Raw genomic sequence first — 12,756 nt, 5'->3', positions numbered from 1 at the left:
GCTCCGCCTGCCTTTGTCATGCTCTTCCGGCCCTCGCTGCGCTCGGTGCAGGCGATCATGACCCCGTACTCCGATAATGCTTGATGCCGGTGCGCCAGACGAGCGCGGCAATGACCGCGGCGACCAGCGCCACCAGCGGGGAGAGGAAGCCCGACCAGCCGGGCAGACCGAGCGGATCAGGCCGGCCCAGCAGCGTCACCGCCGGCTGATAAGCCACGAAACCGAAGCCCATCCCGTACGCGAAAACGGCGCGGAACCACCCCGAATAGACCGGGATCGGGTACGAGGTGAAGTCGCGCCCGCCGTACGTGAAAGCACTGCCGATCTCGCCGGAATCGACCCACCAGAACGCGAGACTGGCACTGATCACGAAGATCGACCCGAAGAAGACCCCCCCGGCGACCGGAGTCACCAGCACCAGCGCGACCCGGGCCGGGGTCCAGTCGATATCGTTCAGCCGCAACGCCACCACCAGCACCGCCCCGCCGACGACCAGCCGCAGTGCCTTGCGGATCGGCAGGTCCATGAGCATCAGCTGCGGCATCACGCCGAGCGGGCGGATCAGCACCGCGTCCAGCGTCCCGGCCCGCACATAGCCCTTGAGCCGGTCGAGGTTGCCGACCGCGAAGTCGGCGAGCGCGAACCCGCACGACGCCAGACTCACGATGAGCAGGCCCTCGGGCAGGTCGAACCCGGCCACGGTGCGGGTCGCCCGGAACAGCACCAGCACCGCGACGACGTCCAGCAGCGTCGACCCGAGGTTGCTGAACAGCTCGACCACGAACGACGCGCGGTAGGAGACGAGCGAACGCCACTGACCGCCCGCGAGCGCCACGTACGCCTTCAGCTCAGCCACCCTGGGCCACCAGGCGTTTCTCGGCGCGGCGCTGCACGACCACGGCCAGGGCGAGCAGGACGACCGCCCACACCGCCTGCAGTGCGACCAGGGCCGCCTGGGTGGCCGGGGGATCCCGCTCGACCAGGACGTCCAGCGGGGTCTGCAGCAGCCCGGGGAACGGCGTGCCCACCCAGAGCGCGACCGCGAGCCAGTCCGGCAGGAATCGCAACGGAAAATAGAGCCCGGCGAGCACCCCGGCGGACAACATCCACAGGAAGATGGGGCCGCGCGCGTCGTGCAACCAGTAGGCGGTCGCGTTGACGAGGAAACGCATGGCCAGACTCATGACGACGGCGAGGACCACCGAGACGGCGAACAGCGGGACCGTGAACCAGCGGCTGGGGGCGTACAGATCGAAGAAAAGCGCACCCACCGCCAGCGGCGGCAGAAAGCGGAAAATCATCGCATGTCCGGCCCGGCCCAGATCAGGGGCAAGATAGAGGACCACCGGATGCACCGGGCGCAGCAGGTCAGCGGTCACCTCCCCGGACCGGATCCGATCGGAGAGCTCGGACCAACTCCACAAAGAAACTACGGAGAGCAACCCCTGCCCTACCCAGACGTACGTCGCCAGCTGCTCGACGTCGTAACCACCCGGTCTGCGCGTAGTCGCACCGGCAGCCACGGCGAGCAGCACGTAACACCTGAGGAACCCGAAGACGGTGTTGGTGAACGATCCGGCTATCGTCGCCTGCCGGTAGGTCGCGTACCTCCGGAAACCCGACCATGAAAGCGCACCGAACGTAGTGACCCATTCCCGGAACGGCCTGCCCGGAGAGATCGTCGGCACCCTGGCGTCAAGGACGTCCACGCCGTTAATCTCCTCTCACGAACCCCGCAGCGGAGCCCGGCGACTGTACCGGACACTCCGTACTATTACGGTGCCCTTTTCGACAAGGTGGAACGTCGTGACCGAGCGTAGCCAGACGTCCGGCACCTACCCGGGTGCCCGATGAACGGCTGGAGCTCGACCGGAAGCGCTTACGGCTGGGAGGACGAGCCGGCCTGGGTCTACGAGATAACGTACGAATGGAAGCCCCAGCCCGGTCAGCGCTACCCCGGCGACCCCGGCCGCCGCCAGGCGGTCCACCACCCGGTCTACGACGCGGCAGCCGCGGCGGAGGCGGCGGCATCCTGGGACGCGGACTTCAAGGCGATCGCCCAGGCCTCATCACCCCCGTCGTACGCCCCGCCCTTCTCGGCACCCCCCTACTCGGCACCCCCCTACGCGGCGTCACCCTCCTCGGGGCCGCCCTCCTACGAGCCTTATGGCCAGCCCGCGTCCGGGCCGCCTGCCTATGGCCAGCCCGCGTCCGGACCGCCCGCTTACGGCCAGCCCGCCTCGGGGCCTCCTTACGGTCAGCCGGGTTCAGGCTCGCCCTACGGCCAGCCGGCCTCCGGACCCCCTTACGGCCGGCCCGCTTCCGGGCCGCCCTCGTACGACCAGGCGCCCCCCGGACAGCCCTATGGCCAGCCGGCCTCCGGCGCGCCCTACGGCCAACCGACTTCCAGCGCGCCTCACCACCGCCCGGCTCCCGGCGCGCCCTACGGCCAACCCGCTTCCGGCCCGCCCGCCTACGGCCAACCAGCACCTGGTCAGCCCTACGGCCAACCAGCCTCCGGCATGCCTTACGGCCAGCCGGCTCCCGGCGCGCCCTACGACCGACCCGCTTCCGGCCCGCCGGCTTACGGGCGGCCTGCTTCCGGCCCGCCTTCCTATGGGCAGTCCCCCTCTTTCAACGGGCCGCCGACCTCGGGTCCGCCCTACCTCGGCGGTCAGACCGCTCCGGGGCAGCCGGTGTCCGGTCCTCCTTCGCACCCCGGCTTCGCGGGCCCACCCACCTCGGGCCCACCCATCTCGGGCCCGCCCTACCAGGAGCGCCCGACCTCCGGCCCACCGTCACCCGGTCACCCGACCCGTCCGGTCTCCCCCGTCGCCGGGCGAGCCACGGTCGGCCGCCCACCCCAGCCACCACCGTCGTGGGACGGTTCACCGCGCCCCCCGTCGCCCTCCCGCCCGCCGGCCGCCCCCCAGCCACCGTCGTGGAACGGCCCTGCGGCGCAAGCCCCTCCCACCCCGCCGCAGGCATGGGAAGGTGGCCCGGCCACGCCCGGCGCGGCCCAGCACCCGAACCGGACCTCCCAGCCACCGTCCTGGAACGGCCCGGCGACTCCCCCGCCCCCGGTGAACCCCGGCCGCCCCGGCCCATCCTGGAACCAGGCGGCCCGCCTACCCGAAACCGACCGCCGCCAGCAGCATCTGTCCACCCCCGGCCCCCAGGACGCACCCGCCCGCCCCTACGGCGAGCGGCCCGGCACCCGTCCCGGCCCGGACGGCCAGCCCATCCGCCTCGGCCCGGACGGCCAGCCCATGCGGCCCGGACCCAACGCTCAGCCCATCCGCCTCGGCCCGGACGGCCAGCCCATGCGGTCCGGACCCGATGGTCAGCCCATGCGGTCCGGACCCGATGGTCAGCCCACCCGCCTCGGGCTCGATGGTCAGCCCATGCGGCCCGGACCCGACGGCCAGCCCATGCGGCCCGGACCCAACGCTCAGCCCACCCGCCTCGGACCGGATGGCCAGCCCTTGCGGCTCGGGCCCGACGGCCAGCCCTTGCGACTCGGGCCTGATGGTCAGCCTTTGCGGGCCCGGCCGGACGGCCAACCGGCGCGGCCGGGGGCCGGTGGTCTGGGCGGTCAGCCGCGCACCGGTCCGGGGCAGTCTCCGGCTGGTCATCAGCAGGCGCCGATTCATCAGCATCAGCCCGGACCCGCGCAGCCTCCTCGCCACCCGGCACCGAACCCTGCCCAGGGTTCACCGTGGGAACCTCAGTCCGACCGCCGGCCGGCCGCCCACCAGGATCCTCGCCCGCAGGCTCCTCAGCCGATCCACGCGGCGCCGCAACCCACGGCCGCCAACCCTCCGCTGCCTCCCACGACCGGCCATCCGCAGGAGGCGAGGCCCGACGGTCGCCCCGGCATGCCCTACGACTCCCGGCCCGCCACCCGTCCGGCACCGCCGTACGACTCCCGGCCCGAGACCAGACCGGCCCCACCGTACGATTCCCGGCCGGCGCAGTCCGTCGACTCCCGCCCGGACCAGCAGGCCGAACCCGGCCGGCCGGTGCAGGATCGCGCGGCCCAGCCGTTCGGTCCCCGGCCGGAGAACCGCCCGCCCGCACCCCAGCACGATGCCCGGGTCGAACCCCGGTCCGGTGCACCCTTCGACCAGAGGGTCACGCCGCGATCGGTCGCGCCCTACGACGCCCGGACCGGACCCCGGTCCGCACCACCCACCGATCCCCGGGTCGGCCCCCGGTCCGCGCCACCGTTCGACCCCCGGTCCGGTGCCCCGCTCGACCCCCGGTCCGCGCCACCGTTCGACCCCCGGTCCGGTGCCCCGCTCGACCCCCGGTCGGGTGCTCCGCTCGACCCCCGGTCGGGTGGGCCTGCCGACCCGCGGTCCGGTGCTGGTCACGACGGTTCGGGGCGGACGCCGTACCCGCCGGTCCAGCCGGACCACCGCCCAGCAGCACCTTTCCCGGCCGAGCCCGATCCAGCCGCGGCCCAGACACCGTCCGGGAGTGCGACGCAGCCGGCTCCGTACAGTGATGACGCGCCGACAGAGACGCGGATCCCGGCGCCGGTTCGTGGCAACCCGTCACCGGAGACCGTGGAGGCGACGTTCGTCGAGCCTTCGGCACCGGTCGATGCTGTCGCGTTCGAGATCGAGCCTGCAGCGGACGCCGAGCCGGAGACAGACCCGGCCACGACCGCCAACCTCCCGGCTCCGGTGCTGCCGGCCGCGCCGATCCAGGATGTCCCGGAAGCGGACGACGAGGTCGAGGAAACGGCGACCGAGACCGAGGAAGAGCGCGGCCTCGGGTGGCTGCTCTCGCTGAGTGGTCTCGGAGCGGTCACCGGCCTGGGCGCGGTCGCCACCGAGCCCGACCCGGTCCCGGTGTCGCCCGCTCCCACCGAACCGGAGGCCGGAACGGTGGAGGCCGACGCTCCCGTCAGCGGCGCGGTGCCGGGCAGGACCGACTGGTTCGCCCCCATCGACGCCGATTCGCCGGAAGTCAACACGGCGGACGAGAACGCCGAGCCCGATCTCCACGTACAGGATCCGGGAGACCTCGAGGTCGCGATCCAGGAACCGGCAACCGCGGCAGACGAGATCCAGGAAACCGCGATGCCGGCGCCCACGGCCCAGGAGACAGCGGCCCAGGAAACCGCAGTCCAGGAGCCTGCGGTCCAGGAGCCTGCGGTCCAGGAAGCTGCGGTCCAGGGATTTGGGGCGCGGGAAGACGTTGCTCAGGAGTTCGCGACCCAGGAACCGGCGACGACGCAACGAGCCTCTGGGGAACCTGATCCTCAGGTCCGGTGGAGGGACGAGGCGGGCGATCAAGAGCTGGCGGTCCAGGAAGCTGCGGTCGCGGAAACCGCGGCGCCGGAAACCCACGCCGAGGAGCCGAGCGAGCCGGAAGCCGCGGACGAGGACGATGTCGCCCGGGATTCGACGGTCCAGGGTGGAGAAGACCTGGAAGGTATGGGGGCGGAATCGACGGTCCTGGAAAGCTCGGCCCACAGTGACACGGTTCGGGAAAGCGCTGCCCAAGAAGACGCAGGCCAAGACGACCCGAATCAGGAAGACATCGGCCGGGAAGAGACAGGCCGGTCGGACGTAGGCCTGGACGACGTAGGCCGGGACGCCGTCGACCGGGTCGTCCTGGGGCAGGACGACCCGGGCCAGGAAGACGCAGGCCGGGCCGGCATGGGGCAAGACGACGCAGACCCGGATGACGCAGGCCCGGACGACGCAGACCCGGACGACGCAGACCCGGACGACGCAGACCCGGACGACGCAGACCCGGACGACGCAGGCCGGGACGACGCAGGCCGGGACGCCGTCGACCGGGATGAACCGGGGCAGGACGACGTCGGCCAAGCGGTCGCGGTGCAGGAGACCGTGGTTGCGGGGGCTGATCGACAGAGGCCGGTTGCTGAGGAGGCGGTCTCAGAAGAGAGCCCCGGCCCGGAATCGGCGTCTGGGGAAGGCTTCGCGGAAGAAAACGCAGCCGACGAATCCGGCGCGGATGAGGCCGCCGCAGGCCAAGGCGCCGCAGGCCAAGGCGCGGCAGGCCAAGGCCGAGGCGTGGATGGGGATGAGCTGGACCCTGAGGTCGGGATCTGGGAGCCGCATACCTGGTCGCCGGACGGTAGGACTCCGGAGCCGGAGGTCGTGGAAGCGGAATCTCAGGATCTGCCGGATGAGGATGCCGGGAACGATATCGGGCCGGTCGGTGTGACCGAGGATGTCGTTACCGCGTCCGATATGCCTGGTTTCGCCGAGGATGAACTGTCCGCGGGTGAGGCTGCGGTGGACGTGGTTACGGCGGAGAAAGCGGCCGCGGCCGAACCGGTAGCCGAACTTACCGAGGCCGCAACCCTCGCTGAGCGGCCGGCTGTGGAGGCTGTCGCTGAGGCCACCGTGGTCGCGGTGCGGGCTCCGAGTGTGCAACTTCCTACGATCTCCGTCGCCCCTCCGCCTGAGCCTTCGGTGGAGCCGGTCCGGCGGTTGGCGGATCCGGAGCAGGTGCTGGCTTCGTACCGCTGGGTTGTCGATCCGGTCACGCTGCGGGAGACCGCCGATCAGCCAGAGCAGCTCATGGTGGTACGGGATCGGCTCACCGACAAGCTCGAGTACGCGGAGCGGGATTCTGTTCGCGCCCGGTTGCTGAGTCTGCGGGCCGTGGTGAGCCGGGTGCTCGGTGAGTACGGGCGGGCCCTGGCCGACGGGCGGGAGGCTCTGCGGCATGCCGAGGCTACCGGGGAACTGTCGCAGATTGCTCTGGTGCAGGCTCGGCTCGCTCATGTTCAGCATTGGCGGGGGGATTTCGCCGATGCCGACCGGCTTTATGAGGAAGCCAATTCTGTTGAGCTTCCTGACCGCCTGCGGGCCGAGATGCATGTCAATGCCGGCCGTTCCGGTTACGAGCAGGGACGGTATCTCGAAGCGTGCAACCATTTTGAGCTGGCCCTGGAGCTTCGCCGGGTCGAGGATCCTGACCTGGTCGCCCGCACCGAGTTTGCCCTCGACGCGGTCATGGCCCGGGTTCAGGAGAGCGGGTGGGGGCCCTATCCCCGGTCGCGTGAGGAGATTCTGCAGCAGAGCCGGGCCCCGCAGCCGGCCTCGGATTATGAGACCGGATTCCTCGGGTACGCCGACGGTAACGGTGATGTTGTCATCGCCGAGCAGTTCGCGGAGGCCCAGCCGTTCCAGGAGGGGGCCGCGTGGGTTCGCCGGCCGGGTGTCGCGGCGTGGGAACTCATCGACGAAACCGGTTCATTGCTGATTGATCGCGCCTCTGAATACGTACACGTCGGGCCTTTCTCGGATGGGTTGGCGTGGGTTTCCCGGGCGGATGGTGGCTGGTTCGCGATCGACTGGCACAACCGGGTGATCGTGCCGGGTGGCTTCGACGAGGTGTTGCCGTTCCGGCACGGCCTGGCCCCGGTCCGCAAGGGTGGCTGGGGTGCGCTGGACCGGCATGGGCGGGTGGTCGTGCCGACCCGGTACCGCGGGTTCGCGACGGTGCTGACCGGCAGCGGGAGCATCGACGGGTTCACCGAGGAGGGGCTGGCGGTCATCGACGCCGACGATCTTCTCGGGGTCGTCGACCGGGCCGGGCAGGTGCTGGTCACGCCGCGGTTCCCGAGGCTGGTGATCCATCCGGCCGCGTTCGTGATCGGGGACGCCGAGGACCGCTGGGGGGCGCTGGACCGGCGCGGTGAGCCGCTGGTGGACGTCGTGCACGGGAGCATCGGCGACGTGGTGCGTGAGATCGAGCGGCTGTCGGCGGAGACCCGGCCGGTACTTTAGGACGTATGGAGTACCGACACCTGGGCCGATCCGGCCTCAAGATCAGCGAGATCGCGTACGGCAACTGGCTCACCCACGGGTCGCAGGTCGAGGAGGACGCCGCGCTCGCGTGTGTGCGGGCCGCCCTCGATGTGGGCATCACCACGTTCGACACCGCGGACGTGTACGCCGGGACCAAGGCCGAGGAGGTCCTCGGCCGGGCGCTCAAGGGTGAGCGGCGGGCCGGGCTGGAGATCTTCACCAAGGTCTTCTGGCCGACCGGGCCGGGGCAGAACGACCGCGGCCTGTCCCGCAAGCACATCATGGAGTCGATCGACGGGTCGCTGCGGCGGCTGCAGGTCGACTACGTGGATCTCTACCAGGCGCACCGCTACGACTACTCGACACCGCTCGAGGAGACGATGCAGGCGTTCGCCGACGTCGTGCACTCGGGCAAGGCGCTGTACATCGGTGTCTCGGAGTGGACGGCGACGGAGATCCGGGCGGGCTGGGAGCTGGCCCAGGACCTGAAGATCCAGCTCGTGTCGAACCAGCCGCAGTACTCGATGCTGTGGCGGGTCATCGAGGCCGAGGTGGTGCCGCTCAGCGAGGAGGTCGGCGTCGGCCAGATCGTGTTCTCGCCCATCGCGCAGGGCGTGCTCTCCGGCAAGTACGAGCCGGGCAAGCAGCCGCCGGCCGGTTCGCGGGCCGGCACGGAGTCGAGCGCGCCCATCATCCAGCGGTACATGAGCGACGAGGTGCTCACCACCGTACAGAGATTGAAGCCGCTCGCGGAGCAGGCCGGGATCTCGATGGCCCAGCTGGCAGTGGCCTGGGTCCTGCAGAACAGCAACGTGTCCGCCGCGATCGTCGGGGCGTCGCGCCCGGAGCAGGTCCGGGACAACGCCGCCGCGTCCGGCGTGCGGCTGGACGCCGACCTGATGAAGGCAGTCGACGAGATCGTGGGTGGGATCGCCGAGCGCGACCCGGCCAAGACCGTCAGCCCGGCCCGCCGGCCCTGACCAGGGTGCCGGGAGGCGATCCCTCCCGGCACAGCGTCAGGTCAATTGCTCCAGAAGCGCATGTACGAGAGCCCGATCTGACCGAGGTCCGTCGGCACCCCGATCGCGGTGCTGAGCCAGTCGACGGCGTTGAAGAAGTAGACATTCACGCTCGACTGCCAGAGCAGGACGAACAGCAGCAGGAAGCCGTACGGCGCGAAGAGGTCGTAGGCGCGCTGGTAAGGCGCGCTGAGCCACGGCCGCAGCGCGTTGCCGCCGTCGAGACCCGGCACCGGCAGGAAGTTGAGCAGGCTCGCCGTGACCTGCAGGAACGCGAGCGCCCCCAGGGCCAGCCAGAACTCCCCGTGCGGCCCCAGCGTGATCCCCCCGGCCGAGTAGACCAGCGCGCCGTCGCCGGCCCCGAACGCGAACGGCGCGGCCAGGAGCAGGGCGAACACCACGTTGGTCGCCGGGCCGGCCGCGCTGATCAACGATTCCTTGACCTTGCTGCGGATGTGCGCGTGATCCACCCACACCGCCCCACCGGGCAGGCCGATGCCGCCGAGCACGACCGCGATCAACGGCAGCACGATCGACAGTACGGGGTGGGTGTACTTCAACGGGTTGAGCCGCAGGTAGCCACGGTCGGCGACACCCCGGTCCCCGGAGAAGTACGCGATGATCGCGTGGGCGTACTCGTGCAGGGTGAGTGAGAGCACCCACCCGGACACGACCAGCAGGAACACGTCGACGCGGACGTTGCCGAACCCGGTCCACGTCATCCAGGCGCTGACCAGCACCACCGCCAGGATGCCGACGAAGACCGGGCTCGGCACGAAGGCGCTGCGAGGCACCTCGCGACTGATCTGGAAACTGCTCACTCTTCGGGCAGCAGACTCATCGGGTAATCCACCCGGTCATCCTCCAGCAGAGTGACCTTGGTGACTCCGGCGGTGGCGAGCTCGCGCCACGCCTGCCCGATCCACGACTCGGCGTCGGCCTGGCTGCTGAACGTCTCGGCCGGGCCTGCCACGGGCTGCCCGTCGACGCCCTCGTACCGCCAACTCCACGGCATGCGGTCGCCCCTCCTCGATGTCTGAACGTGCGTGAGACCCACCCTACGGTGTGCCACCGACAACGCCCGCCCGGGCGCGCACATGGGCCGTCCCGCGTACCGGGGACGGACGATCTAAGGTACGGGGCATGTCTCGTGACGGGTGGAGTTCGGTCCTGGTTCTCGGCGGAATCCGATCCGGCAAGTCCGCGTTCGCCGAGGCGCTGGTCGCCGGGGCGCCGTCGGTGCGCTATGTCGCGACCGCGGTCGGCGGTGAGGACGATCCCGAGTGGCTGGCCCGGATCGAGTCGCACCAGCGCCGCCGCCCGCAGTCCTGGACCACCGAGGAGACCGGTGCCGACCCGGCCCGGCTGACGACCATGCTCAACGACGCCAAGCCGGACGACACGCTGCTGGTCGACGACCTCGGCGGCTGGGTGGCCGGCCTGCTGGACCCGGCCCTGCAGCCCAACGACGACGAGGCGACGGTCACCGAACTGGCCGCCGCGGTACGCGGGTGCGCGGGCCGGATCGTCCTGGTCAGCCCCGAGGTCGGGCTGTCCCTGGTGCCGCAGACGCCGCTGGGCCGGGCGTTCGCGGACGCGCTGGGCACCGTCAACCAGGCCCTCGCGGACGCGTGCGACCGGGTCGTCCTGGTGGTCGCGGGCCGCCCGGCCTGGCTGAAGACCGGCCCCGGGGACACCGGCATCGTCTCGGACCTCGAGGCCGCGAACGCCGCCCCGCCGAGGACCCCGCTCCCGGAGAGCCCCGCCGCCACAGACCCCGCCGCCACAGACCCCGTCTCAGCTGACCCCGCTGCCGCTGACCCCGTCACGGCGGAGCCGGGCAACGCGGCCCGGGCAGGCGTGTCGGTTCCGGCGGCGCAGAGCCGAGCCACGCAGGTCACGGTCGCCGCCGCAGCCGTGCCGCTCGTGCCCGGGATCGAGCCCAGCCCGGCCGATGCGACCGATACAGCCGGCACGAACCACACGGCCGGCACGACCGACACAGCCAGCACGACCGACACAGCCAGCACGACCGGCCCGGCTGACACGGCCGGCTCGGCTGACACGGCCGGCCCGGCTGACACGGCCGGCTCGGCTGACACGGCCGGCTCGGCTGACACGGCCGGCTCGGCTGACACGGCCGGCTCGGAGGACGACGCGGACGGCCCGGTCATCGAGGCCGGGATGGATCTGCCGTTGCCGGACAGCGACGCCGGGCCGGACGCCCGGGACCGGCTCGCTCAGCTGGATCTGCCCGGGGCCGGGGTGGGCGCGCTCGTCGAGGCGATCGAGTTCGCCGCCGCGACCCAGGGCACCGCGATCCCGCGGCCGTGGGGGCCGGTCCGGGTGCTGCTGCTCGACGGGCACCACGCCGGGGGCTCGTCGGCCGGTGCCGACGCCGCGGAGGGCGCCCGCCGGGCTGCTCAGACCAAGGCCGGGGAGGGTGTGCTGGCCCGGCTGGCCGCTACCGCCGGTGCCGATGTGGCCGTGGTCCGCGTACCCGGTTCCGGGGCCATGGAGGATGGCCCGGTGCTGGACGCCGCCGGGGTCGACGCCGCGCTGCGGCAGGGGTGGGAGCTGGCCACCGCGGCCGCTGACGAGGGCCGGGAAGCCCTTGTCATCGCGTCGTGCGGTTCCGGCACGGAGGCCGCCGCGACCGCTGTCGTCGCCGCCACCACCGGCGCCGAGCCGGTCGCCGTGCTGCCCCGGGTACTGGCTCCGGGCGGGCGCTACGACGACGAGGCCTGGATGCGGCGCTGCGCCGCGGTCCGGGACGCGATGCACCGGATCCGGCAGGAGCCGCGCGGGGCGAAGGACATCCTGGCCCAGCTCGGTGGCGCCGATCTCGCGGTGGCCGCGGGGGCGCTGCTCGGTGCCGCGTCCCGGCGGATCCCGGTGTTGCTGGACGGCCCGGTGGGGATCGCGGCCGGGCTGGTGGCCCGTGATCTCGCGGCGCAGAGCCGGCACTGGTGCCTGCTCGCCGACGCCGGCAGTCACCAGCTGGTGCACCAGGGCGCGGACGTGCTCGGTCTGACGCCGGTGCTGGAGCTCGGCCTGGACCTCGGTGAGGGTGCGAACGCGCTGGCCGCGCTGCCGTTGCTGCGGACCGCGATCGCCCTGGCCGCGGCCCTGCCCGTGCACCCGGCGCTGCTGGAAGGACCGGAAGAGTTCGACGAGCCCGAGGTCGACGAGCCCGGTGTTTGACGGGCTGCGCCTGGCTGTCACGACACTGACCGTCCTACCGGTCCGCGCGGGACGGATCGACCGGCAGGTCGCGGGCCGCGCGATGATGCTGGCGCCGCTGGTGGGCGCCGGGCTCGGGCTGGTCCTGGCCGGGTGGCACGAGCTGCTGCCCGCAAACCTGCTCGGCGCCGCGCTCGTCGTCACCGCTGGGGTGCTGCTGACCCGGGGACTGCACCTGGACGGCCTGGCGGACTCGGTGGACGCGCTGGGCTCGTACCGTACCGGCTCCGCCGCCCTGGAAATCATGAAAAAGTCAGACATCGGGCCGTTCGGGGTGGCCGCGATCGTGCTGACGCTCCTGCTCCAGACCGCCGCGATCAGCACCGGCGTCAGCCCGTGGGCGATCGTCGCCGCCTGGACCACCGGCCGGTTCGGCGTGACCCTGGCCTGCCGCAAGGGCCTGCCCGCGGCCCGCCCGGACGGCCTCGGCGCCCTGGTGGCCGGCACCGTGCCGACCGCGGTCACGGTCCTCGCGGCGATGCCGGTCGCGGCGCTGGCGACCGCGGCGGTCCCGGACCGGCTCTGGGCCGGCCCGGCCACGGTCGCCGCCGTCACAGTGATCCTGATCATGGTGCTGCGTCACGCCGTACGCCGCTTCGGTGGCATCACCGGCGACGTCATCGGCGCGACGACCGAACTGGCGACGACCATGACGATCGTCGCCCTGGCGATCCTCTGAAGCGATCTGACTA

The 12,756-nt window shown here is 72.0% G+C and carries 8 protein-coding genes; 4 read left to right on the top strand and 4 right to left on the bottom strand.

Annotated features, from left to right (window positions below):
- Window positions 1-55: 55 nt before the first annotated feature.
- Together ACIA6A_RS13965 and ACIA6A_RS13960 are read right to left on the bottom strand one after the other, a co-directional pair.
- Complete coding sequence (locus ACIA6A_RS13965) at window positions 56-856, bottom strand: ABC transporter permease (protein ID WP_396097956.1); 801 nt, start codon at window positions 854-856, stop codon at window positions 56-58.
- Window positions 849-1,709, bottom strand: coding sequence for an ABC transporter permease (locus ACIA6A_RS13960; RefSeq protein WP_396097955.1), 861 nt, complete (start codon window positions 1,707-1,709; stop codon window positions 849-851). The genes ACIA6A_RS13965 and ACIA6A_RS13960 overlap by 8 nt, the downstream gene beginning before the upstream one ends.
- A 2,862-nt stretch (window positions 1,710-4,571) precedes the next feature.
- Here ACIA6A_RS13960 and ACIA6A_RS13955 point away from each other — a divergent pair.
- Together ACIA6A_RS13955 and ACIA6A_RS13950 are read left to right on the top strand one after the other, a co-directional pair.
- Window positions 4,572-7,781 (top strand): WG repeat-containing protein, encoded by a 3,210-nt coding sequence (locus ACIA6A_RS13955; RefSeq protein ID WP_396097953.1) that lies wholly within the window; start codon window positions 4,572-4,574, stop codon window positions 7,779-7,781.
- 5 nt (window positions 7,782-7,786) lie between these two features.
- On the top strand, window positions 7,787-8,782 hold the full coding sequence (locus ACIA6A_RS13950) for an aldo/keto reductase family protein (protein WP_396097952.1): 996 nt from the start codon (window positions 7,787-7,789) through the stop codon (window positions 8,780-8,782).
- Between the two features lie 41 nt (window positions 8,783-8,823).
- Here the strand turns inward: ACIA6A_RS13950 and ACIA6A_RS13945 are convergent, their stop codons facing one another.
- Together ACIA6A_RS13945 and ACIA6A_RS13940 are read right to left on the bottom strand one after the other, a co-directional pair.
- Window positions 8,824-9,642 (bottom strand): site-2 protease family protein, encoded by an 819-nt coding sequence (locus ACIA6A_RS13945; protein ID WP_396097951.1) that lies wholly within the window; start codon window positions 9,640-9,642, stop codon window positions 8,824-8,826.
- Window positions 9,639-9,836 carry a hypothetical protein gene (locus tag ACIA6A_RS13940; protein WP_396097950.1) on the bottom strand — a complete coding sequence of 66 codons (198 nt, stop codon included), beginning with the start codon at window positions 9,834-9,836 and terminating at the stop codon, window positions 9,639-9,641. Before ACIA6A_RS13940 ends, ACIA6A_RS13945 begins: the two co-directional genes overlap by 4 nt.
- Window positions 9,837-9,964: 128 nt before the next feature.
- Here ACIA6A_RS13940 and ACIA6A_RS13935 point away from each other — a divergent pair, with 128 nt between their 5' ends.
- A complete protein-coding gene (locus tag ACIA6A_RS13935; protein ID WP_396097949.1) occupies window positions 9,965-12,025 on the top strand; it encodes a bifunctional adenosylcobinamide kinase/adenosylcobinamide-phosphate guanylyltransferase in 2,061 nt (686 codons plus the stop codon).
- Window positions 12,018-12,743: an adenosylcobinamide-GDP ribazoletransferase gene (locus tag ACIA6A_RS13930; protein WP_396097948.1), complete on the top strand. Its 726-nt coding sequence runs from the start codon at window positions 12,018-12,020 to the stop codon at window positions 12,741-12,743. The genes ACIA6A_RS13935 and ACIA6A_RS13930 overlap by 8 nt, the downstream gene beginning before the upstream one ends.
- Window positions 12,744-12,756 lie beyond the last annotated feature (13 nt).

The sequence above is a fragment of the Actinoplanes sp. NPDC051494 genome (assembly GCF_044454705.1).
GTDB lineage: Bacteria > Actinomycetota > Actinomycetes > Mycobacteriales > Micromonosporaceae > Actinoplanes.
Note: the sequence above shows the minus strand (reverse complement) of the source record. Positions and strands in the feature narration are given on the sequence as shown.